The organism is Salipiger sp. ABN3_019, assembly GCF_056158605.1.
Genome location: NZ_JBSWTP010000001.1, coordinates 241418 through 262102, shown reverse-complemented (window position 1 = coordinate 262102; position 20685 = coordinate 241418). Strand labels below are relative to the sequence as shown.

The following is a 20685-nucleotide window of genomic DNA, read 5'->3' as shown; positions in this document are numbered from 1 at the left end:
CGGTGCGTGGATGCAAGACAGGGTGGATGCAAGATGAGGCGGATGCGTCAGAGCTTGGCGGGCTGGGCAGATCGGGGGGCTATTCCCTGATCAGCAACAGCTCGGCGGTGATGCAGATGCGGTTCTCATGCGGGCGCAGCACGCCGGTCATTGGCGTGCCGTCAAACCCCACCGAAGCGGCGTTGAGAATGACGCTCTCGCCGGTCAGCCGCCCGGCACGCAGCAGCATTTCGGTGGCGTAACTCTCCAGCGTGCCGGTCTCGAGCCGTGTGTTCACCAGACTGCCGATCCCTTCGATCCGCGCCCGCTCCATCCCGCCGGCAAGTTGCGGAAGCAGGCTGTGCGGGTCTTCATTGGGGCGCAGGGTGCACAGCAGGGCCGGGTGCCCGCTGCCTGCCTCACCCACCGCGCGCGGGGCAAAGAGATCAAAGCCGGTCTCGGCGTCCGGCGTCACTTCCAGCGCCGCGCCGGTGATGCCCCAGCCGCTCATGGTCACCGCCTCGGCCAGCACCGACTCCGCCGCCAGAAGGTGCCCCATGCGCAGCGGGCCTCCCGCGCCGGACCACAGCCCATGGCAATGCAGGAAAGGCGCGCCGTCCTTCATGCCCAGATGCAGCCCGGCCTCTGCGATCTCGGCGCGCTCGAGCACATAGGTCTTGCTGTACCACGCCGCCCGCCCGTCGCCGGGCGCGGGGGCGGGGATCACATAGGTCAGCCGCTCGAACCCGATGTCCGCAAGCCGCAGATAGCCCGCCGAGAACCCGGCCTCGGCAAAGCCCTGCACCACCGCCCGCTCAAAGCTCTGCCCCGCCGCGAGCCGGATCTCCACCGGCTGCGCGCGGCAGGGCAGCGCGGCAAAACGCGCCTCGGCGCGCGGGCCGGGATGGCTGAGAAGTTGCAGAGTGCTCATTGTACCGAGGCCTTCCGGGGCTCGGGCTCAGGCTCGGGCAGATCGCCGCGCGCGAGCAGCTCTTCGCGGATCATCTTCTTGGTGATCTTGCCATAGGCGCTCTTCGGCATCTCCTGCCAGAACACCACATGGCGCGGCAGCTTGTAGCGGGCGATCTTCGGCCCCAGCCAGTCGAGCAGCGCCTCGGGTGCCACGCCCGAACCGCGCGCCACGCAGACCGCGACGCCGATCTCGCCCCACACCGGGTCGGGCATGCCCAGCACGGCAACCTCGGATATCTCGGGGTGAAGCAGGATCTTCTCTTCGATCTCGCGCGGATAGATGTTCGACCCGCCCGAGATATACATGTCCGAGGCGCGGCCGGTCAGATAGACGAAGCCCTCGGCATCCATATGGCCCAGATCGCCGGTCAGGAACCAGCCATTGCGGAAACTCTTGGCGTTGGCCTCGGGGTTGTCGAAATAGCCCGCAAAGACCGCAGGGCCGATGACGGCGATCTCGCCGGTCTCGCCGGGCGCGACCTCATTCCCCTCGGCGTCCTGGATTTGCACCTGCATGCCGGTGCGGGCAAAGCCGCAGGAGCCGATCCGCATCGCGGCATCGTCGACCGAATGATGCGCGGGCGGCAGCACGGTGATATTCCCGGTGACCTCGCCGAGCCCGAAATATTGCACCAGCTTCGGCCCCAGCTCCTCCAGCGCGCGGACCTGATCGGCACGGTACATCGGTGCGCCCGCGTAGATCATGTAGCGCAGGCTGGAATGGTCATGGTCGTGCACCGACGGGTGCTCGACCAGCAGCTTGACGATGGTCGGCACGGTGAAGAGGTTGGTGACCTTCCATTTGGCGACCAGCCCCCAGATCTCATCGGGGTCGAACTTGGCCCCTGCGGGCAGGATGGTCTTCACCCCATGCGCCACCTGCGCGAGCTGGTGGATGCCCGCGCCATGCGACAGCGGCGCCACGACGATCGAGGCATCCTCGGGTCCGGTGCAGGGCATCAGGTCGCACAGGTGGTTGGTGACGACAAACGCCATCTGGCCGTGGGTCAGCACCGCCGCCTTGGGTCGCCCGGTGGTGCCGGAGGTGAAGAAGAACCAGCACGGATCGTCGCGCTGCACCTCCGCCTGCGGCGGGCGCTGGCCGAGATGGTCGGCGACCAGCGTCTCGTAGCTCTCCCCCAGACCGTCCCCGATGCCGATGGTAAAGCCAAGGCCCGCGCAGGCCGCCGCATGCTCGGGGAAGCTGGCCTCGCAGAGCATCCCCTTGGCCTGCGAGCTTTGCGCGAGAAAGGCGATATCCTCGGGCGACTGGCGGAAGTTGGCGGGCACCCAGACCGCGCCGATGCGCCAGCAGGCGAACATCGCCTCGAACATCTGGTTGTTGTTGGCCGATTGCACCAGCAGCCGGTCGCCCTTCTTCAGGCCGAACTTGCCCGACAGCGCGGCGGCGAAGGCGGCAGAGCGCGCCTCCATCTCGGCCCATGTCCATGTCTGCGCGCCCCAGACGAAGCCCACGTCCTGCGGGTGGCGCCGGGCGCTTTCGGTGAGGAAGTTGGCAAGGTTCATCACCCGCGTCGAGACGGGGGGCAGTCCGCCCGAGAGGTCGATGGCGGCGGCGCTCATTTCACCCGCTCCAAGATCGACACGTAGTTGGTCACCGCCGCGCCGCCCATGTTGAACACGCCCGCGATCTCGGCGCCGGGGATCTGCATCTCGCCCGCGTCCCCGGCAAGCTGCATCGCCGCCATCACGTGCAGCGACACGCCGGTGGCGCCGATGGGATGGCCCTTGGACTTCAGCCCGCCCGAGGCGTTGACCGGCAGCTTGCCGTCCTTGGCGGTGATGCCCTCGCGGATCACCCGCCCGCCGTCGCCGCGCTCGGCAAGGCCCATGGCCTCATACTCCAGCATCTCGGCGATGGTGAAACAATCGTGCGTCTCGACCAGCGACAGATCGTCGAGCGTCAACCCCGAGGTCTCGAAGGCCTGCGCCCACGCGCGGCGGGCACCGGCAAACTCCAGCACGTCGCGGCGCGACAGCGCCATGATCTCGTTGACGTGGCTGCGGGCGCGGAAGGCGATGGCGCGCTGCATCTCTGCCGCCGTTTCTGCATCGGCCAGCACCAGCACCGCCGCCCCGTCCGAGACCAGCGAGCAGTCGGTGCGCCGCAGCGGCCCCGCGACGATCGGGTTCTTGTCCGAGACCGTGTTGCAAAAGGCGGTGCCGAAATCCTTGCGCATATGCGCCAGCGGGTTGGCCATGCCGTTCGTATGGTTCTTGGCGGCGATCATCGCCAGCTCTTCGCTCTTGTCGCCGTAGCGCTGGAAATAGCTGCCCGCGATCTGCCCGAAGAGCCCGGCGAACCCGCCGCTGATGTCCGCCTCTTCCTTGCAATAGCTGGCGCCCAGAAGGATATCGCCGACCTCGGCGGTGGGGGTGGCGGTCATCTTCTCGGCGCCCACCACCAGCGCGATGCGGCCGCGCCCGGCGGCGATGAAATCCATCGCGCCATGCAGCGCCGCCGAGCCGGTGGCGCAGGCGTTCTCGTAGCGGGTGGCGGGGGTATGGGCGAACCGCGCGTCGCCCATGGCCACCAGCGCGCCCTGAAAATCCTGCTGCGAAAAGCCGTTGTTGAACACGCCGGTGAAGATGCCGTCGACGTCCTCGGGGGTGATCCCGGCGTGCTCCAGCGCCTCGCTGACGGCGGCGGCCATCAGGCTTTCGGTGTCGGGGTGCTCGGATTTGCCAAAGGGCGTGTGGCCCCAACCGACGATCTGTGGGTCTCGCATGTTGTCCTCCTCAAATGCGGGTGCGCGCGGCGTAGAGCTGCGCGAGCGTGCCTTCTATCTCCTGCGCCGCCGCCTTGAGCTGCGCCACAAGCTCCTCCCGGCGCGGCTGCTGCATGCGGCTTTCGATGGCGGCCAGCGACAGCGCGCCAGCCAATGCGCCGTCGGGGCGGCGCAGCGCGACGCCCATGCCCCATGAGTTGGGGAACACCAGACCGGGGTTCAGCGCGTAGCCCTTGGCCCGTGTCTCGGCGACTCGGGCGCGAATCTGGTCCGGCGGCAGGCCGGGGTAGTCTTCCTCGAGCCGCGCGGCATTGGCGGCCAGCGCCGCCTCGACCTCGGCATCGGGCAGCGAGGCAAGCATCGCCAGCGAGCCCGCGCCGACGCCCAGAGGGTGCAGCCGCCCGGTCATCAGCGCGTAGGTGCGGATCGGATAGGTGCCCTCTTCGCGGTGCAGGCAGAGCGAGGAAAAGCCGCGCCGGATCGACAGGAAGGCGGCGTCCCCGGTCTCTTGCGCTAGCCGCGCGAGGGTTTCGAACGACAACTCCAGCAGCCCATGCCGATGCGCGGCGAAGGTCCCGAGAATATAGGATTCTTCGCCGAGGAAGTAGCGCCGGCTCTCCTCGTTCTGCTCGACCATGCCGTTGCGGATCAGCGCCAGCATCAGCCGCCGCACGGTGGGCTTGTTGAGCCCCAACTCCGCGACCAGCTCGCCAAGGCTCGCGCCGTCCAGCGGGCGACGCCCGACCATGCCGAGCAGCGCCAGCGCCCGGTCGACGCTCTGGCTGCCTGCGAGTGCGCCGGTATCTGCCTTCACCTGTTCCATAATATGGACCTGTATGGTCCGCCTCCTCCCACGAGACTTCGCAAAGTTGCCCCGCAATATTTTGTTCCTTTCACAATATTGCAAGTTCTTCTTGTCCGTGGCAATGAAACTGTTCCATGATGTGGATCGCAGCGCAGGGCAGGGAGGCCGTGCGAGGCGGGGGCCGGTGCCGGTCCGAACTCTGGGAGGACAGAATGACATTTGCGAAACTGGGCAGCACTGCCCTGGCAACCGTGCTTGCGGGCGCGATGATGGTCGGCGCGGCTGCCGCAGAAACCCTGCGCCTGTCGCACAACACCGGCGACACCACGACCTGGCACAAAGGGTCCGAGAAATTCGCCGAACTGCTCTCCGAGGCGACCGGCGGCGATCTTTCGGTGCGTGTCTTCCCCAATGCGCAGCTTGCCGGTGGCGACCAGATGCGTCAGGCCGAGATGGTCGGCCGCGGTGCGCTCGATCTGGTGGTGACCTCGGCGATCAACGTGACGCCGCTGGTGCCCGAGATGGCGGCCTTCTCGCTGCCCTATCTCTATGCCGATTACGCGCAGGTCGATGCCACCACGCAGGGCGAGCCCGGCGCCAAGCTGGCCGAGATCCTCAAGGGCAAGGGCATCATCGTTCTGGCATGGGGCGAGAACGGCTTCCGCGAGGTGACCAACAACACCCGCCCGGTGAAGACCCCCGAGGACATGAAGGGCCTCAACATGCGCGTCGCGGGCCCGATGTATATCGACGTGATGAACGCGCTCGGCGCCAACCCGCAGCAGATGCAGTGGGGCGAGACGATGACCGCGCTGCAGCAGGGCGTGGTCGACGGTCAGGAAAACCCGATCGGCGCGGTGATCATCCCGCAGCAGGTCTATGAGGTGCAGAAGTACCTGACCACATGGCATTATTCCTATGACCCGATCTTCATCGGCATCAGCCAGAAGAAATGGGACAGCTATGACGCCGACACGCAGGCCAAGCTGCAGAGCGCCGCGACCGAGGCGATGAGCTACCAGCGCGAGATCAGCCGCGAGGCCACCGCCTCGGGCATCGACTTCCTGCGCGAGAAGGGCATGGAGGTCTATGAGCCGTCGGCCGAGGAACTTGCCGCCTTCAAGAAGGCCACCCAGCCCGCCTTTGACGAATGGGCAGACAAGGTCGGCGCCGAGCTGGTGCAGAGCTTCCAGACCGCCATCGACGGCGCGAAGTAACCCCCGAAAAACGGCGTGTCCCCGCGGGGACACGTCTTTCGTCCCCAAGACACTCGCCTGCTGATCCAAGGGAGGGGCAATGGCCTTCATCCTGCGCGAGGCCGAGAAGATCATCTGCGCGGTGCTCTTTTTGGCCATGACCTTTCTCGGCTTTGCCAATGTCGTGGTGCGCTACGGCACGCATTACTCGCTGGCCGCCACCGAAGAGCTGCTGACCAACGGCTTTCTGCTGCTGACCATCTTCGGCGCCGCCATCGCCGCGCGCCGCGGCGAGCATCTGGCGGTGGGGTTGGTGCATGACCTGCTGCCGCGCCCGGCGCGGCGGGTGGTCTTTGCGCTGTCGGTGCTGGCCTCGGCGCTGCTGCTGGTGCTCTCGGCGTGGTTTTCCTGGCAGGCGATGACCAACATGATGGGCAACGGCATGCGCTCTTACGGGCTGCAGATCCCCGCGTGGTATTATCAGGCCGCCGTGCCCTTCGGCTTTGCGCTGGTGCTGATCCGCTACCTGCAGCACGCATGGGTGGTTTGGCGCACCGGCGAGGATCACGAGGTCATCCCCGATGTATGACCTGATCCCCGCACTTCCCGCAGGCACCGAGATGGTGATCCTGTTCTTCATCCTGCTGGCGCTGCGCGTGCCGGTGGCCTTCTCGCTGGGGCTCTCGGCGATCTACGCCATGTGGCAGATCGGCTTTGGCCTCGAACTCGCCGGCGATCTCATCGCCACGGGGATCACCAAATTCTCGCTGCTGGCCATCCCCTTCTTCATCCTCGCGGGCACGCTGATGGGCTCGCTCGGGATCGCCGAGCGGATGATCCGCTTCTTCCGCGTGCTGATCGGCGGCACCCCCGGCGGTATGGGCGTGGTCGGGACCACCGTGTGCCTGTTCTGGGGCGCGGTGAGTGGCTCGGGCCCGGCCTCGGTCGCCGCCATCGGGCCGATGATCATCAAGGGCATGGAAGAAGACGGCTACCCCAAACCCTATGCGGCGGGCCTCGTCTGCACCGGCGCGGCGCTGTCGATCGTCATCCCGCCGTCGATCGGGCTGGTGATCTATGGGGTGATCGCCGAGACCTCGATCTCGCATCTCTTCCTCGCCGCCATTCTGCCGGGGCTCTTCATGGGGGCGATGATGCTGCTGACGCTGCCCTTCGCCAAGCCGAAGACCGGGCACGCCGCCTCGCTGGAAAAGCTAAGCCCCATGCCGCATGCCGAGAAATCCTATGGCGCGCGGCTGTGGCTGTCGTTCAAGGAGAGCTTCTGGGGCCTGATGACACCGGTGGTCATTCTGGGCGGCATCTACTCGGGCATTTTCACCCCCACCGAGGCCGCTTTGGTCGCCACAGTCTACGCGCTGCTGGTCGGCGGGCTGATCTACCGCACGCTGACTTTGGATGGTCTTTACCATTCGCTGTCCAATGCGGCGGCGTCTTCGGCCACGGTGATGCTCGTCGTCGCCTATGCCAGCCTTTTCGGCTGGGTGGTGACGGTGGAGGATCTGGTCGGCAGCTACTCGGGCGCGCTGCTGGGGCTTTCCGGCAATGAGGGCGTGATCCTGCTGGTGATCATGCTGATCCTGCTGATCGCGGGCATGTTCATGGACGCGGTGACGGTGATGTTCATCTGCCTGCCGATCTTCATGCCGGTGGTGCGCGAACTGGGCTGGGATCCGGTCTGGTTCGGCGTGCTGGTCATGGTCAATCTCGCCATCGGGCTGATCACCCCGCCGGTGGGCATCAACCTTTACGTCGCCGCCAATGTCACCCGCCTGCCGATCGAACGTGTTGCGCGCGGCGCGCTGCCCTTTTTGCTGGTCTGCGGGGTCGGGCTGGCGGTGATCGGGCTGGTGCCGCAGCTTTCCCTTGCCCTGCTCGGGCCCGCCAATTGAGGACTATGCCATGACCCAGAAGACAGCCCCCAAGACCTCGATCGTCACCGGCGCCGCGCGCGGCATCGGGCTTGCCACCACCAAGCAGTTCCTCGCCGAAGGCCGCCGCGTGGCGATGATCGACCGCGACGCCGAGGCGCTGATGGAAGAGGCCGGGCAGCTCGAGGGCGTGCTGCCGGTGGTCTGCGACGTCTCGCAGCCCGATCAGGTGGCGGCGATGATCGAGGAAGTGGCCGGGGCCTTCGGGCGGATCGACGCGCTGGTGAACAACGCCGGGGTCGCCGATTTCGGCCCCATCGAGGACACCACATTCGAGCGCTGGCGCACCGTGATGGCGACCAACCTCGACGGGGTGTTCCTCTGCTCGCAGGCGGCGGTGCCGCATCTGAGAGAGGTGCAGGGCGCGATCGTCAACATCGCCTCGATCTCGGGTCTGCGCGCCTCGACGCTGCGGGTGGCCTATGGCACCTCCAAGGCCGGGGTGATCCAGCTCACGCAGCAACAGGCGGCGGAACTGGGCGAATACGGCATCCGCGCCAATTGCGTGGCGCCCGGCCCGGTGCGCACGAAACTGGCGATGGCGGTGCATTCGCCCGAGATCATCGCCGCCTATCACGATGCGATCCCGCTGAACCGCTATGGCTCGGAGGATGAGATCGCCTCGGTGATCGTCTTCCTGTGCTCGGACCGGGCGAGCTATGTGACCGGGCAGACCATCGCTTCGGATGGCGGCTTTCAGTCCACCGGGGTGGGGCTGCCGGCGCTGCGCGGCTGAGCGGCGCGGCGCGGGTGGCCGCGCCGGATCTGCGTATTTTTGAAGAGAAGAAGCAGGGGGCGGCGGGCTTAGTGGCGCGTCCGTCCTCTCGTGCTGACGGTTTTTACCAAGTCGCAACACCCAAGCGGCGCCGTGTCCCTTTGGGCGGCGCGAGCGTTGACATCTTTTCGCGCAACGCGGAGGCTTTGGAAAAAAGTGATGTATTTAGGAGGTTTATAATGGACAGCGCAGGGCGGCACGGTCGTTTCGAGTTGGCGTTCTACGCAATGTGCCTGATCCTGAGCCTTTTCTGGAGCCTGCCGACGCAGGGCATTCTGGACTTCAGCAGTTTTTACGGATCAGGCGAGGCGGCCGCGCTTGGTGAGAACCCTTACGCCATTCATGACCGGACCTTCTTGCTCCAGACGGCATGGTTTTCAGGATATAATTTCAACCTGAACCCGCCGACGGTGCTGCCGCTGTTCGAGGGCTTCGCCGCGTTCGAGATCGCGCAGTCCTATTGGGGTTGGTGGAGTATCTCCATTGTGCTTGGCATCGCCCTGCTGAGACTTCTGAAGGTGCATTACGGCGACGCCATGCCGACGGTTGCCGTCGTGTGGTGTCTCGCTTTGGGGTCTTTCTGGGACACGCTGCATTTGGGGCAGATATATATCCCGCTGGCGTTTTGTGCGGTCTTGGCCTGGATCAGCCTGCGCCGAGGCAGGCGGAGGCTTCTTGCGGGTGTGCTGATCGGCGTGGTGGCGGCGGTTAAGCCCAACTTCCTGGTCTGGCCCGTGGTGCTGTTGCTTGCCGGGCATATCGCCCCCGCCATGGCCGCGTTTGCAAGCTTTCTGGCTCTGGTTGCCATTTCGCTCGGCCTTTATGGCGGCGAGACTTGGGCGCAATGGTTTGACTTGCTGGCCAGCGAGGGCGCGCGCGACGTCTTTCCGACCAACGGGTCGGTCGCGGGATTTCTGCACCGGATCGGGCTGGGCGCGTTTGGTGTCTGGGCCAGCCTTGCCTTGCTGGCGGCCACCGGAGGCTGGGCGCTGTGGCGCCGCCCGCCGGTGATGCTGGCCTCTGCCGTCGGTCTGCTGGTGTCGCTGCTCGCGTCGCCCATCGGCTGGGCGCATTACTTCTTGCTGGCCGTGCCGATCCTGATTGAGCTTTGGGACCGCCGCGGCTGGACCGGGCGATTTGCCTCAATGGCGCTGGCGGTGCCCTTGGTCCTGGTGGTGATCAGCCCGCCGGATGTCTTGGCGGCGCGGGTCACGGTCGGCTCGCTCTATTTCTGGACCTTCCTAGCTGTGTTTGCGCTGGTGGCGCGGCATGGCGCCGCGTTGGACCTGCCGCTTGCGCAGACACGCGAGCGCGGCCCACGGGGGCCCCGCCCGCGCGCCGCGGGCCAGCCTGTCGAGCGTCCGACCGTGTGAGTTGCGGGCCCGCGGCCAGCTGACGCGCGGGCGCAAAGCCGTGACCCGCAGTGCCCGTCAGATACCGGTGTACCACCGCAGGAAGCGGTCGCGCACGCAGTCGGTGTGGCGGATCATCTCGGCGCGGGCGCGGTCGGGATCCTGCGCTGCGATGGCTTCGAGCACGCCAAGATGCTCGCGCGCCTGCTCGGCAAAATTGCGCTCCATCCGCACCACGTGGCACATCCGGGCCTTGTCGCGGTTGTTGGCGATCATCTCGGCCAGAAGCGGCATGCCGCTGTTTTCGGCGATGAAGACGTGGAAACGGTCGTCATAGGCCCAAAAGGGTTCAAGCTCCATCTCCGGCGAGGCAATGACCTCATGCGTCTCCGCGATCAGCGGTTCGGCGGCGCCGGGACGGGCCCGCACCGCGGTCTGCGCCGCGGCCTCGCTTTCAAGCTGGCGACGGATCACCATGATCTGCAGCAACTCGTCGAGCGGCACTTCGCGGATCACCAGCGTGCCGTTCGCCAGCCGCTCCAGCAGCCGCTCGCCGGTCAGCCGGGTGATCGCGCTGCGCAGCGGTGTGCGCGAAATATTGAGCCGTTCCGCAAGCTTGCGTTCGGTGAAGATCTCGCCCGGTTTGACCTCATTGGCGAAGATGAGACTGCGCACATACTGATAGGCCTGTTCAGACAGGGTTTGCTTTTCGTCGATGATTTCTGAAGCGTCTCGCATCGGTCCTGCCGCCTGCCTCCCAAGGATTTCGCCACCTTCGCAAAAAAGGACTCGACAAGCAAGATCCAGATGGTGTTCTAGTGGTATACCACTAAGGCACCATAAAAACACCAAGTAGGAACCGCCCCTCGGATGACCCAAGCCCCCTGTGTCCTGACGCCGCAATTGCTGACCAGCAAGGCTTTCGCTCCTTACGGTGAGGTCATCGCGCATCGCGGCACCGAGCGGCGGCATCCGGTGGCGCTGCATGCCGCCACCGAGTCCGAGGGGTTGAGCGTGGCGAGCTGGGTCAGCCGGCTGAAGACGGCGATCGAGGGGGTCGTGGAAATCGCCGAGATGGAGCGGCACCCGTTCTCGGATCAGGCCTTTGTGCCGCTGAGCGGCCAGCGCTTTCTGATCGTGGTCTGCGACGACGCGGATGGCCTGCCCGATGCGGCCACGGCGCGCGCCTTCGTCACCACGCCGGGGCAGGGGGTGATCTATCGGCGCAACGTCTGGCACGCGGGCATGCAGGTGTTCGACGCGCCGGCAGAGTTCTTTGTCCAGATGCAGCGCCACCCGCAGGAAGCGGATGACATCTTCATGCCGGTCTCGACCCCGATCCACGTGCTGCCGGCAGAGGAGCTTGTCTGATGGCTGATCATCTCGACCGCGATTTCATTGGCTACGGTCCGCGCCCGCCCGCGGCGCAATGGCCCAATGGGGCCAAGCTCGCACTGAACTTCGTGCTCAACATCGAAGAGGGCTCCGAGCCCTCGGTGCCCGATGGCGACGGGTTCAGCGAGACCGGGCTCGTCGAAGTCGCCGCGGATTCCATTCCGGGCCGCAATCTCGCCGCCGAGACGATGTTCGAATATGGATCGCGGGTGGGGTTCTGGCGCATCGCGCGGATGTTCGAAGAGGCCGGGCTGCCCGCCACCGCCATGGTCTGCGGCCTCGCGCTCGAGCGCAATCCCGAGATCACCGCATGGCTGCGCCAGTCGGATTTCGACGTCTGCGCCCATGGCTGGCGCTGGGAGCAGCACCGCGGTCTCAGCCGTGATGAGGAGGCGGCGCGCATCGCCCGCTGCTTTGATGTGATCACCGATCTGCTCGGCACGCCGCCGGGCGGCTGGTACTGCCGCTATGGGCCGAGCGTGAACACCCGCGCGCTGATCGCCGAGCACGGCGGTTTTGACTACGACAGCGACGCCTATAACGACGAGCTGCCCTATTGGACCGAGGTCAGTGGCAAGCCGCATCTCGTGCTGCCCTACTCGCTGGCGACCAATGACGCGAAATTCCTGCGCGGGGGCCTCGCCACCGCCAGCGATTTCTTTGAGTTCCTGCGCGACAGCGTCGAGACGCTCTGCGCCGAACCCGATGCCAAGATGTTGTCCGTCGGCCTGCATCTGCGGGTCGCGGGCCACCCCGGCCGCGCTGCCGGGCTGCGCCGCTTTCTCGAATATGTCCGTGGCCGCGACGATCTGTGGATCTGCCGCCGCTCGGACATCGCACGGCACTGGCGGGACGTGCACCCCTACCTCCCCTCCGCCGATCAAAACAAGAAAACCACCACAACAGGGTCTGAATGATGAAAAAGCTGACCGCCTCCCTTTTGCTTGCTGCAACCCTCTCGCCCGTCGCGGGCTTTGCCCAGGACGACGCCCATCCGGCTGACAAGCCGCTGGTCGTGGGCTCCGACTTTGGCCTCGCACCGTGGATGGTGCGCGGTGTCGACGGTCCCGAGGGCTTTGGCTACGACATGATCACCGAGATCGCCGAGCGCATCGGCCGTCCCTCGGTCGAAATCACCGACATCAACTTCTCGGGCCTGTTCGCCGCGCTGCTGTCGGGCCGTATCGAGTTCACCGTGAACCCGCTTAACATCACCGCCGAGCGCGCCGAGACCATGCTCTACTCCGAGCCGTTCTTCGCCACCGGCAATGGCTTCATCACCCGCGAGGGTGAGAGCATGGCCGCCTTCGAGGATCTGGAAGGCAAGGCCGTCGCGGTGAACCGCGGCACCATCTCCGACACCTGGGCCACCGAGAACGCCGAAGAATATGGCTTCGAGGTTCAGCGCTACGACACCTTCCCCGACTCGGTGCAGGCGGTGATCACCAGCCGTGCCTTCGCCGCGATCAACGAGATCCCCACCGCCGCCTATGCGGCCGGTCAGAACCCGGCGATCACGCTGGCGATGGAAGACTACGATGGCCGCATGTTCGGCTATGCCTTCCGCTACGAGAGTGAAGCCTATCGCGACACCGTCGAGGGCGCGATCGAATGCATGAAGGCCGATGGCACCCTCAAGGGTCTCTATGAGAAGTGGTACGGCGGCGATGTCGCCGAGGACAGCCCGCTCGTCACCGTCTACCCGGGCTACGGCGCGCCGGGCTTCAAGGGCTATGACGAGACCGAGCACGAGCTGACCTGCGGCTGATCCGCGGTGTCTCCCTCCTCTACGTGAAAAGACTGCAGCCCGGCCTCTGGGCTGCAGCGCTCAGGAGCACGCATGGATCAGCTGATACGTAACTACTTCAATATGGATGTCATCGCGGGCGCCTTCCCCGTGGTGCTGAAAGGCTTTGTCATCACCGTCGAGGTCTCGCTCTGCGTGATCCTCATCGGGCTGGTGCTGGGCATGGCGCTGGCATTGGCGCGGCTGCCCGGCTGGCGCGTGGTGAATGTCTTTGTGGGCGCGTGGATCGAGCTTTTCCGCACGCTGCCGCAGCTGGTGATCCTGATCTTCTGCTACTTCGCGCTGCCCTACGCCGGGATCCGCCTGTCGCCCTTCGTGGCGGTGGCGATCGGCCTCGGTGCGGTGCTCTCGGCCTTCTGCGCCGAGATCTTCACCGCGGCGATCATGGCGCTGCCGAAAGGCCAGTGGGAGGCGTCCAAGGCGCTAGGCTTCGGACCGATCCGCACGCTGGCCTACATCATCCTGCCGCAGTCGGTGCGGCTGGCGACGCCGCTGGTCACCAACCGGATCATCAGCGTGTCGAAAGGCACGGCGCTTGGGGTCTCGGTCTCGCTTGACGACACGCTGGGGGCGGCGCAGAGCTACATGTCGATCACCGCCAACCCCTCGCCGCTGATGTTGGCCGCGGGGATGTATCTGCTGTTCTTCATCCCGCTCGTGGTGCTCTCGCGCCGCATCGAAGCGCAGATGAGCCTGAAGTGAGGAGAGGATAATATGGAGCTTTTCCTCGCGAATTTCGCCAACTGGCAATCGTTCCTGCGCATCTGGCCGCTGCTGCTGCAGGGGCTGGAGGTGACGCTGAAGCTGGTCGCCGTCTGCCTGCCGCTGGCCGCGCTCTGCGGGCTTTGCGCCGGGGTGGCCTGGTCGTTCTCGGGGCCGCGGATGCGCCGGTTTCTGATCGCCGTGATCGACCTTCTGCGCGCCTTCCCGGCGCTGGTTCTGCTGGTGCTGATCTACTACAGCCTGCCCGCCGTGGGCATCCGCATCAGCGCGTTCAGCGCGGTGGTGCTGGCGCTTTGCCTGAACAACACCGGCTATTTCGGCGAGATCTTCCGTGCCGGGATCGTGTCGATCGACAAGGGCCAGTTCGAGGCCGCCTATTCGCTTGGCTTCGGGCGTTTGCACGCCATGGCCGCGATCATCCTGCCGCAGGCGATGCGCCGGGTGCTGGCGCCCTGCGCCTCCAACGCGCTGGAACTGGTCAAGGCCACCTCCATCGCCGCCATCGTAGCATTGCCGGAACTGCTGCGCTCGGCGCGGGTGGCGCAGGAGCAGACCTACAACCCCACCCCGCTCACCGCCGTCGCGGTGATCTTCTTCATTCTGCTCTGGCCGTTCTCGCGCTGGGTTTCGATCCTCGAACGCCGGGCCATCATCCTGAGGGGACGCTGATGCGTATCGCCATCACCGGCGGGGCCGGATTTGTCGGGCTGGCCACCGCCGAGGCCCTGCTGAAGCGCGGTCATACGCCGGTGCTGCTCGACCTCGCACCGCCGCAGCACGCCGGGCATCCAGCGCTGAACGGGGCCCGCTTTCTGCCCTGCGACGTGACCGATGCGGCGCAGGTCCGTGCGGCCCTCGCCAGTGCCGAGCCCGACCTGCTGATCCACACCGCCGCGCTGACCCCCGATGCCGCCATGGAGCGCGCCGCAGCCGCCAAGATCATCGCGGTCAACCTCACCGGCACATCGAACGTTCTGGACGCCGCCACCGCTTTGGGGATCCGCCGCGTGTTCTACCTGTCGTCCGCCGCGGTCTATGGCGGTGATCCAAGGCCGGGAGAGACCCTGCCCGAAGACGCCGAACTGCGGCCCAATTCGCTTTATGGCATCACCAAGGAGGCCAGCGAAAAGCTCGTGCGGCTGGTCGCCGCGCGCGACGGTCTGGATGCGACGATCCTGCGCCTCGGCCCGCTTTTTGGCGCGTGGGAAGTGCAGGGCGCAGCCCGGCCCAGCCTGTCGGCGCAGGGGCAGATCCTCGCGCTGCACCGGGCTGGCATCACGCCGACGCTGCCCTCCACGATGATCGCCGATTGGGTCTATTCCCGCGACGTTGGCGCGGCGCTCGCCGCGCTGGCCGAGGCACCCACGGTGGCCGAGACCGAGACCTTCAACCTTGGCGCGGGCTATGTGTCGAGCCCGCTCGACTGGGCTGAACAGATGGGGGCGCCCGCCGGGGTTGCGGCGGGTGGTCCGGCCAATTTGGTGGCCCGCGTCTCGGACGGGCGGCCACCGCTCGATATCTCGGGACTGGCGGCGCGCATCGGCTATCGAGGGATGCGCCCGCTGCCCGAGGCCTGCGCCGACCACGCCGCATGGCTCGACCAGATTTACAGTGAAGAAAGGCCGCTTGCATGACCGCGCAGACGACCAACGCCTTGATCGAGATGCAATCGGTCAGCAAGTTCTACGACAAATATCAGGCGCTCAAGGAAGTCAGCCTGTCGGTGCCCAAGGGCAAGAAGCTGGTGATCTGCGGGCCTTCGGGGTCGGGCAAATCGACGCTGATCCGCTGCGTCAACGGGCTCGAAAGCTACCTCGAGGGCCGGATTACCGTCGACGGCACCTTCCTTGCGCCAAGCGGCAAGGGCGCGGATGCGGTGCGCCGCAAGGTCGGCATGGTGTTCCAGCACTTCAACCTCTTCCCGCATCTGACGGTGCTGCAGAACCTGACCATCGCGCCGGTCCGCATCGGCAAGGTGCCGAAGGCCGAGGCGCGCGAGCGGGCGATGCAATACCTCGAGCGGGTGCATATCGCCGATCACGCCGACAAGCTGCCGTCGCAGCTTTCGGGCGGCCAGCAGCAGCGCGTGGCGATCGCCCGCGCCCTGTGCATGAAGCCGCAGGCGATGCTGTTCGACGAGCCGACCTCGGCGCTCGATCCCGAGATGATCGGCGAGGTGCTCGACGTGATCTCGGAACTGGCCGAAGACGGGATGACGATGATCTGCGTGACCCATGAGATGGGCTTTGCGCGGCGCGTGGCGGATGAGGTGGTCTTTATGGATCAGGGCATCATCCTCGAACGCCGCCCGCCCGAAGAGTTCTTCAGCGATCCGCGCCATCCCCGCGCCCGTACCTTCCTCGACCGGATCCTGCGATGAGCGGGCAGGGACCTCTGGCCGGACGCACGGCGCTGGTCACCGGCGCCTCATCGGGCATCGGTCGGGCCATTGCGCTGCGGCTGGCCGAGGCGGGGGCGCTGGTCTGGGCCAGCGATGTGACCGGGGCGGTGGTCGAGGGCGGCGCGCCGGTGATCGAGCCGCTGCGCAGGCTCTCGCCGCAGTCTCGGTTTGCCTTGCTCGACGTGCGCGATTCCGGGGCCAGCGCGGCGCTGATGTCGCAGATCGCCGCCGAGCATGGCCGGCTCGATATCGTCGTGCCCAATGCCATGGTGCCCGGTGGCAAGGGGCTGCCCGAGACCGATATGGCGGAATGGCGGCGGGTGACCGAGGTCAATCTCACCGGGGTCTACACCACGCTGCATGCGGCGCTGCGCCAGATGCTTGGCCAGCCGCTGCGGGACGAGGAGCGCGGGCGCATGGTGATCATCGGCTCGCAGCACGGCATGATCGCCTCGCCCAACTCCTTTGCCTATGGGGTCTCGAAGGCGGCGGTGCTGCAGATGAACCGCCAGATCGCCGCCGATCATGCGGCGGATGGCATCATCTGCAACGCCGTCTCGCCGGGCAAGATTTTGACCGGAAAGACCGGCGCGGCGGTGAGCCCCGAAGCGATGGCCTATTCCGAGGCGCGCACCCCGATGCCGCGGCTCGGAGCGCCGTCTGACGTCGCCGAGGCGGTGCTGTTTCTGGCGAACCCGCAGACCCGCTTCGTCTGCGGGCACAACCTGCTGGTCGATGGAGGCTGGATGGCCGCCTGACAGCGACGCGCAGGGACAGCCAACCCGCGCGCCTTACGGCTTTTCCACCCGCTCCGGCGGAGGTGTCTGCTATTGCCGAAAATCATCTAAGCCATTGTTTGCACAGTAATTTATCTTTGTTTCCTTTGTTGTTTCCCCAGCGCTCGTTGCGGCTTGACGCCAAATTCGCGCCTGTGTTTTGGATGAGCACCAGTGGGATACCACAAAAATACCGCCCACCGATCCCGACCAACCAACAGGAGTTTCGCATGTCGATGCGTCTTATTCTTGCTGCCGCTCTTTCGGCAGCCATGCTGCCGGTGCTGGCGCAGGCCGATGACCTTCCGGCCATCCGCGAGCGCGGCAAGCTGATCGCCGTGACCACCGCCAACCTGCCGCCGAACACTTATGTGGACGAGAACAACGAGCTTACGGGCTATGACATCGAGATCGCCCGCTACGTCGAGAAGAAGATCGGCGTGCCGATCGAGCTCAACCGTCTCGACTGGAAAGGCATCCTGCCGGGTCTGCAGGCCGGGCGCTTCGATGCCGTCTTCTCGAATGTGAACATGACGCCGGAACGGCTTGGTACCTTCCTCTATTCGATCCCCTATTCGCGGGCCGCTGTGGTGGTGGTACGCCGCACCGACGCCACCGATATCGACGGCTATGAAACGCTGGCCGGCAAGCGCATCGGCGGCATCGCCGGCGGCAATGACGGCGAAATCCCGGCCAAGGAAATCGAAGCGAGATTCGGCGATTTCGACCGGTTCAACGGCTATGCCGGTTACGTCGAGATGTTCCGCGATCTCGAGATCGGCCGCATCGACGCGCTGATCGCGCCCGACAATGCCGCCGCCAACTTCATCCGCGAAAACCCCGGCGTGGCCGAGATCGTCGGCGAGCCCTACAAGGTCAGCTTCGTCGGCGTACCGATGCAGCCCGGCTCGGACGAGCTGAAGGCCGAGATCGACGCCGCGATCCGCGAGATGCGCGAAAAGGGCCTGCTCGACGAATGGGCCGAGAAATACTTCGGCATCAAGAACTACACTGACCAGCTGATCGACGAGCTTCCCTCCTGATCACCACCCCGGCCCGGCCGTCCTCTGCGGCCGGGCGCTTCTAACCCCCGGAGGCTTTTATGCAGCTCGACTATTCGATCGTGCTGAACTACGTGCCCGCGCTGTTCCACGCGACCCTCATGACCATCGCCATCGCCGTGCTCAGCCAGAACATCGGCACGATCTGCGGCCTTTTCCTTGCCCTCGGGCGGAAGTCGCGCTTTCGCTGGCTGCGCAACCTTGTGCTGGTCTACGTCTGGGTGTTTCGCGGCACGCCGGTTCTGCTTCACCTCTTCTTCATCTACTACGCGGCCCCCAGCTTTGGGCTGATGCTCGAGGCCTTCCCCGCGGCCATCATCGCCTTCTCGGCAAGCTCGGCGGCGTATAACTGCGAGATCATCCGCTCGGGCCTGCAAGCGGTGCATCCCGGTCAGGCCGAAGCGGCGCAGGCGGTTGGCATGCGCTATCCCTCGATCCTGCTGCGGATCATTCTGCCGCAGGCGATCCGGGTGATCCTGCCCGCCTATATGAGCAACTGCATCACCCACACAAAGAACACCTCGCTGGCTTCGGTCATCACCGTGCAAGAGCTGATGCTGACCTCGCAGATGATCTACTCCAGCACCTACCGCGCCATCGAGATCCTCTCGTTCGCCGGTCTCATTTACCTGTCGCTGACCAGCGCGCTCACCGGGCTGCAGCTTTGGCTCGAGCGGCTGCTGCAGGTCGAAAAGCGCCCGCTGAGCCGGGCCAAGCGCGAAAGGCTGCGCATTCTTGCCGAAGGAGGCCGCGAAGCATGAGCGCGACACCGATGATCCAGATCGAGGACCTCTCGAAGAGCTACGGCTCGGTGCAGGCGCTGCGCGGGCTGACGATGAATGTGGGCAAAGGCGAGGTCGTCTGTCTGATCGGCCCCTCGGGCTCGGGCAAATCGACCCTGCTGCGCTGCGTCAACCATCTCGAGGCGCCCACCGGCGGGCGCATTCTCGTCGACGGCGCGCCGGTGGGCTACCGCGAGCAGAACGGCCAGCGGCGGGCGATGAACGGGCGTGAGTTCGCGGCGATGCGGGCGCAGATCGGCATGGTCTTCCAGCATTTCTATCTCTGGCCGCATATGACCGCGATCGAGAACATCATCACCGGCCCGATCACCGTGCTGCGGCGTTCGCGGGCGGATGCAGTGGACGTGGCGCATGAGCTTCTGGCCAAGGTCGGGCTCGCGGACAAGGCGGGTGCCTTTCCCGAGCAACTGTCGGGCGGTCAGCGCCAACGCGTCGCCATTGCGCGGGCGCTGGCCATGCGGCCCAAGGTCATGCTCTTCGACGAGCCGACCTCGGCGCTCGACCCTGAACTTGTCGGCGATGTGCTGCGCGCCATGGAGCAGGTGGCCGCCGAGGGGATGACGATGATCGTCGCCACCCATGAGATGGGCTTTGCCCGCAAAGTGGCGAAGAAGGTGGTCTTCATGGACGGCGGCCGCGACGTCGAGGCGGGCGACCCCGAGCAGGTCTTCACCGCGCCGAAAAGCGAGCGCCTGCAGCGGTTCCTCAATCAGGTGCTGGCATGAGCGGTGCCCTCGCGGGACGCCGCTGCGTGATCACTGGGGCCGCCAGCGGCCTCGGCGCGGCGACGGCGGCGCTGTTTGTGCAGGAGGGTGCCGAGGTGCTGGCGGTGGACCGCGACATGCCGGCCCCGGGCCGGGGCATCACGCCGCTCTGCGCCGATGTCACCGATATCTCGGCGGCGCAGGCGGCGGTCGCCGACTTTGGCCCGGTGGATGCGCTGGTCACCTACGCGGCGGTTTCGGTCGGCGGGCAGCTGCATGAGACCACGCGCGATACATGGGATCGGGTGCTGAGCGTCAACCTCATGGGCTGCGTCACGTGGATCGAGGCGGTGCTGCCCGGTATGCGCGGGCGGGGCGGCTCGATCGTCACCGTCAGCTCGCAGCTTGCGCTGGCGGGGGGCCGGGGAAACGCGTCTTATGTGGCGTCCAAAGGCGCCATTCTGGCGCTGACCCGCAACATCGCGCTGGATTACGCCGAAGAGGGCATCCGCGCAAATTGCCTCGTGCCCGGTGCCATCGAAACGCCGATGCTGCATCGGTCCTTCGCGCGCGCGCCTGATCCGGCGGCGCGCGAGCGGATGTCGAAGGAGCGCCACGCCATGCGCCGCTTCGGGGCCGCTGAAGAGGTGGCGCGCGCCGCGCTCTTCCTCGCCAGCGACGCGGCCTCGTTCACCACGGGCGCCGTGCTTCCGGTCGAGGGGGGCTGGCTGGCGCAATAGCGCCTATCACAACTTTGGAGCTGGGGCCTTGCAGATGTGCGCAACGTAGTCTTGATTGCTGCGAGATTGCCTGAAATTTTGTAAGGCCTCGAGCGGAAGGAAGTGGACAATTTGCGCCAACGATCGCCTGGGCGCGTCACGAGGGTTTTTTGCACTGATGGAGCTTGCCCCAATGCCAAGGTCATCCATCTCCCGATTAGTTGCTACATAATTTGACCTTATCCGTTGGAGCAAGCAAGTGCTCTACACTTCCGAGCAATGCACTCGGATTGCGTCGATCACCGAAATACAGTTCCCGGCACGCTGCATCGTGCCGGATGGTGGACTTGCGAGGTCGGATTTGCCCGGCAGCACAGACTTCCCGCGGTGAAGTTTGCCTCCGGTCTCGCATCGGTCAGGGGCCGGCTCATCGCTCGAACCCGCCGGCACTAGGCAGCTGGGTCGCGAGCCGGAGGAAGATGAGCCGCACTACGGAAAGGCGCCTCGTGCGATCTGGA

General features: G+C 66.0%; 22 protein-coding genes. 17 read left to right on the top strand and 5 right to left on the bottom strand.

Features of this window, described 5'->3' with window-relative positions; genetic code table 11:
* Nucleotides 1–79: 79 nt before the first annotated feature.
* From ACXAD2_RS01255 to ACXAD2_RS01240, 4 genes are read right to left on the bottom strand one after another with little or no spacing between them, the layout of a single operon-like run.
* Nucleotides 80–910 carry a PPC domain-containing DNA-binding protein gene (locus ACXAD2_RS01255; RefSeq protein WP_475165841.1) on the bottom strand — a complete coding sequence of 277 codons (831 nt, stop codon included), beginning with the start codon at nucleotides 908–910 and terminating at the stop codon, nucleotides 80–82.
* Nucleotides 907–2535: an acyl-CoA synthetase gene (locus ACXAD2_RS01250; protein WP_475165839.1), complete on the bottom strand. Its 1629-nt coding sequence runs from the start codon at nucleotides 2533–2535 to the stop codon at nucleotides 907–909. Before ACXAD2_RS01250 ends, ACXAD2_RS01255 begins: the two co-directional genes overlap by 4 nt.
* On the bottom strand, nucleotides 2532–3701 hold the full coding sequence (locus ACXAD2_RS01245) for an acetyl-CoA acetyltransferase (protein WP_475165838.1): 1170 nt from the start codon (nucleotides 3699–3701) through the stop codon (nucleotides 2532–2534). Before ACXAD2_RS01245 ends, ACXAD2_RS01250 begins: the two co-directional genes overlap by 4 nt.
* 10 nt (nucleotides 3702–3711) lie before the next feature.
* Nucleotides 3712–4524, bottom strand: a complete 813-nt coding sequence (locus ACXAD2_RS01240; protein WP_475165836.1) for an IclR family transcriptional regulator — start codon at nucleotides 4522–4524, stop codon at nucleotides 3712–3714.
* A gap of 194 nt (nucleotides 4525–4718) precedes the next feature.
* Between ACXAD2_RS01240 and ACXAD2_RS01235 the strand changes: the two genes are divergently transcribed.
* The 5 genes from ACXAD2_RS01235 (at nucleotide 4719) to ACXAD2_RS01215 (ending at nucleotide 9799) form a co-directional block, all read left to right on the top strand.
* Complete coding sequence (locus ACXAD2_RS01235; protein WP_475165835.1) at nucleotides 4719–5723, top strand: DctP family TRAP transporter solute-binding subunit; 1005 nt, start codon at nucleotides 4719–4721, stop codon at nucleotides 5721–5723.
* Nucleotides 5724–5802: 79 nt separating this feature from the next.
* Entirely contained in the window at nucleotides 5803–6291 is a 489-nt protein-coding gene (locus tag ACXAD2_RS01230; protein ID WP_164181466.1) for a TRAP transporter small permease, read from the top strand.
* Entirely contained in the window at nucleotides 6284–7612 is a 1329-nt protein-coding gene (locus ACXAD2_RS01225; RefSeq protein WP_475165833.1) for a TRAP transporter large permease, read from the top strand. The genes ACXAD2_RS01230 and ACXAD2_RS01225 overlap by 8 nt, the downstream gene beginning before the upstream one ends.
* Nucleotides 7613–7622: 10 nt before the next feature.
* The gene (locus ACXAD2_RS01220) at nucleotides 7623–8387 is read left to right on the top strand and encodes an SDR family NAD(P)-dependent oxidoreductase (protein WP_475165831.1); all 765 of its coding nucleotides are present in this window, start codon (nucleotides 7623–7625) and stop codon (nucleotides 8385–8387) included.
* A gap of 14 nt (nucleotides 8388–8401) precedes the next feature.
* Nucleotides 8402–9799: a glycosyltransferase family 87 protein gene (locus tag ACXAD2_RS01215; RefSeq protein WP_475165829.1), complete on the top strand. Its 1398-nt coding sequence runs from the start codon at nucleotides 8402–8404 to the stop codon at nucleotides 9797–9799.
* 57 nt (nucleotides 9800–9856) lie between these two features.
* On the opposite strand, the gene ACXAD2_RS01210 is transcribed toward ACXAD2_RS01215, so the two are convergent.
* On the bottom strand, nucleotides 9857–10516 hold the full coding sequence (locus ACXAD2_RS01210; RefSeq protein WP_224906689.1) for a GntR family transcriptional regulator: 660 nt from the start codon (nucleotides 10514–10516) through the stop codon (nucleotides 9857–9859).
* 132 nt (nucleotides 10517–10648) lie between these two features.
* On the opposite strand from ACXAD2_RS01210, the gene ACXAD2_RS01205 reads away from it, so the two are divergent.
* The 12 genes from ACXAD2_RS01205 (at nucleotide 10649) to ACXAD2_RS01150 (ending at nucleotide 20188) form a co-directional block, all read left to right on the top strand.
* Nucleotides 10649–11149 (top strand): ureidoglycolate lyase, encoded by a 501-nt coding sequence (locus ACXAD2_RS01205; protein WP_475165826.1) that lies wholly within the window; start codon nucleotides 10649–10651, stop codon nucleotides 11147–11149.
* A complete protein-coding gene (locus tag ACXAD2_RS01200; RefSeq protein ID WP_475165825.1) occupies nucleotides 11149–12090 on the top strand; it encodes a polysaccharide deacetylase family protein in 942 nt (313 codons plus the stop codon). The genes ACXAD2_RS01205 and ACXAD2_RS01200 overlap by 1 nt, the downstream gene beginning before the upstream one ends.
* Nucleotides 12090–12941 (top strand): substrate-binding periplasmic protein, encoded by an 852-nt coding sequence (locus tag ACXAD2_RS01195; RefSeq protein WP_475165821.1) that lies wholly within the window; start codon nucleotides 12090–12092, stop codon nucleotides 12939–12941. Before ACXAD2_RS01200 ends, ACXAD2_RS01195 begins: the two co-directional genes overlap by 1 nt.
* Before the next feature lie 72 nt (nucleotides 12942–13013).
* On the top strand, nucleotides 13014–13682 hold the full coding sequence (locus tag ACXAD2_RS01190) for an amino acid ABC transporter permease (RefSeq protein WP_224906697.1): 669 nt from the start codon (nucleotides 13014–13016) through the stop codon (nucleotides 13680–13682).
* A gap of 12 nt (nucleotides 13683–13694) precedes the next feature.
* Complete coding sequence (locus ACXAD2_RS01185; protein WP_224906699.1) at nucleotides 13695–14372, top strand: amino acid ABC transporter permease; 678 nt, start codon at nucleotides 13695–13697, stop codon at nucleotides 14370–14372.
* Entirely contained in the window at nucleotides 14372–15337 is a 966-nt protein-coding gene (locus ACXAD2_RS01180) for an NAD-dependent epimerase/dehydratase family protein (protein ID WP_475165816.1), read from the top strand. Before ACXAD2_RS01185 ends, ACXAD2_RS01180 begins: the two co-directional genes overlap by 1 nt.
* Nucleotides 15334–16083, top strand: a complete 750-nt coding sequence (locus ACXAD2_RS01175) for an amino acid ABC transporter ATP-binding protein (RefSeq protein WP_475165812.1) — start codon at nucleotides 15334–15336, stop codon at nucleotides 16081–16083. Before ACXAD2_RS01180 ends, ACXAD2_RS01175 begins: the two co-directional genes overlap by 4 nt.
* Nucleotides 16080–16862 carry an SDR family NAD(P)-dependent oxidoreductase gene (locus tag ACXAD2_RS01170; protein ID WP_475165809.1) on the top strand — a complete coding sequence of 261 codons (783 nt, stop codon included), beginning with the start codon at nucleotides 16080–16082 and terminating at the stop codon, nucleotides 16860–16862. The genes ACXAD2_RS01175 and ACXAD2_RS01170 overlap by 4 nt, the downstream gene beginning before the upstream one ends.
* Before the next feature lie 248 nt (nucleotides 16863–17110).
* The gene (locus tag ACXAD2_RS01165; RefSeq protein WP_475165805.1) at nucleotides 17111–17923 is read left to right on the top strand and encodes a substrate-binding periplasmic protein; all 813 of its coding nucleotides are present in this window, start codon (nucleotides 17111–17113) and stop codon (nucleotides 17921–17923) included.
* A 59-nt stretch (nucleotides 17924–17982) separates the two neighbouring features.
* Nucleotides 17983–18702, top strand: a complete 720-nt coding sequence (locus ACXAD2_RS01160) for an amino acid ABC transporter permease (protein ID WP_475165801.1) — start codon at nucleotides 17983–17985, stop codon at nucleotides 18700–18702.
* Nucleotides 18699–19469, top strand: a complete 771-nt coding sequence (locus ACXAD2_RS01155; RefSeq protein ID WP_475165799.1) for an amino acid ABC transporter ATP-binding protein — start codon at nucleotides 18699–18701, stop codon at nucleotides 19467–19469. The genes ACXAD2_RS01160 and ACXAD2_RS01155 overlap by 4 nt, the downstream gene beginning before the upstream one ends.
* The gene (locus tag ACXAD2_RS01150) at nucleotides 19466–20188 is read left to right on the top strand and encodes an SDR family oxidoreductase (RefSeq protein ID WP_475165794.1); all 723 of its coding nucleotides are present in this window, start codon (nucleotides 19466–19468) and stop codon (nucleotides 20186–20188) included. Before ACXAD2_RS01155 ends, ACXAD2_RS01150 begins: the two co-directional genes overlap by 4 nt.
* Nucleotides 20189–20685: the final 497 nt, after the last annotated feature.

Coding starts and splice junctions, on each gene's coding strand:
- ACXAD2_RS01245 (WP_475165838.1), bottom strand. CDS start 3,701: ATGCGAGACCCACAGATCGTCGGTTGGGGCCACACGCCCTTTGGCAAA.
- ACXAD2_RS01210 (WP_224906689.1), bottom strand. CDS start 10,516: ATGCGAGACGCTTCAGAAATCATCGACGAAAAGCAAACCCTGTCTGAA.
- ACXAD2_RS01250 (WP_475165839.1), bottom strand. CDS start 2,535: ATGAGCGCCGCCGCCATCGACCTCTCGGGCGGACTGCCCCCCGTCTCG.
- ACXAD2_RS01255 (WP_475165841.1), bottom strand. CDS start 910: ATGAGCACTCTGCAACTTCTCAGCCATCCCGGCCCGCGCGCCGAGGCG.
- ACXAD2_RS01225 (WP_475165833.1), top strand. CDS start 6,284: ATGTATGACCTGATCCCCGCACTTCCCGCAGGCACCGAGATGGTGATC.
- ACXAD2_RS01205 (WP_475165826.1), top strand. CDS start 10,649: ATGACCCAAGCCCCCTGTGTCCTGACGCCGCAATTGCTGACCAGCAAG.
- ACXAD2_RS01155 (WP_475165799.1), top strand. CDS start 18,699: ATGAGCGCGACACCGATGATCCAGATCGAGGACCTCTCGAAGAGCTAC.
- ACXAD2_RS01220 (WP_475165831.1), top strand. CDS start 7,623: ATGACCCAGAAGACAGCCCCCAAGACCTCGATCGTCACCGGCGCCGCG.
- ACXAD2_RS01235 (WP_475165835.1), top strand. CDS start 4,719: ATGACATTTGCGAAACTGGGCAGCACTGCCCTGGCAACCGTGCTTGCG.
- ACXAD2_RS01165 (WP_475165805.1), top strand. CDS start 17,111: ATGTCGATGCGTCTTATTCTTGCTGCCGCTCTTTCGGCAGCCATGCTG.
- ACXAD2_RS01175 (WP_475165812.1), top strand. CDS start 15,334: ATGACCGCGCAGACGACCAACGCCTTGATCGAGATGCAATCGGTCAGC.
- ACXAD2_RS01240 (WP_475165836.1), bottom strand. CDS start 4,524: ATGGAACAGGTGAAGGCAGATACCGGCGCACTCGCAGGCAGCCAGAGC.
- ACXAD2_RS01150 (WP_475165794.1), top strand. CDS start 19,466: ATGAGCGGTGCCCTCGCGGGACGCCGCTGCGTGATCACTGGGGCCGCC.
- ACXAD2_RS01160 (WP_475165801.1), top strand. CDS start 17,983: ATGCAGCTCGACTATTCGATCGTGCTGAACTACGTGCCCGCGCTGTTC.
- ACXAD2_RS01170 (WP_475165809.1), top strand. CDS start 16,080: ATGAGCGGGCAGGGACCTCTGGCCGGACGCACGGCGCTGGTCACCGGC.
- ACXAD2_RS01230 (WP_164181466.1), top strand. CDS start 5,803: ATGGCCTTCATCCTGCGCGAGGCCGAGAAGATCATCTGCGCGGTGCTC.
- ACXAD2_RS01195 (WP_475165821.1), top strand. CDS start 12,090: ATGAAAAAGCTGACCGCCTCCCTTTTGCTTGCTGCAACCCTCTCGCCC.
- ACXAD2_RS01190 (WP_224906697.1), top strand. CDS start 13,014: ATGGATCAGCTGATACGTAACTACTTCAATATGGATGTCATCGCGGGC.
- ACXAD2_RS01185 (WP_224906699.1), top strand. CDS start 13,695: ATGGAGCTTTTCCTCGCGAATTTCGCCAACTGGCAATCGTTCCTGCGC.
- ACXAD2_RS01200 (WP_475165825.1), top strand. CDS start 11,149: ATGGCTGATCATCTCGACCGCGATTTCATTGGCTACGGTCCGCGCCCG.
- ACXAD2_RS01180 (WP_475165816.1), top strand. CDS start 14,372: ATGCGTATCGCCATCACCGGCGGGGCCGGATTTGTCGGGCTGGCCACC.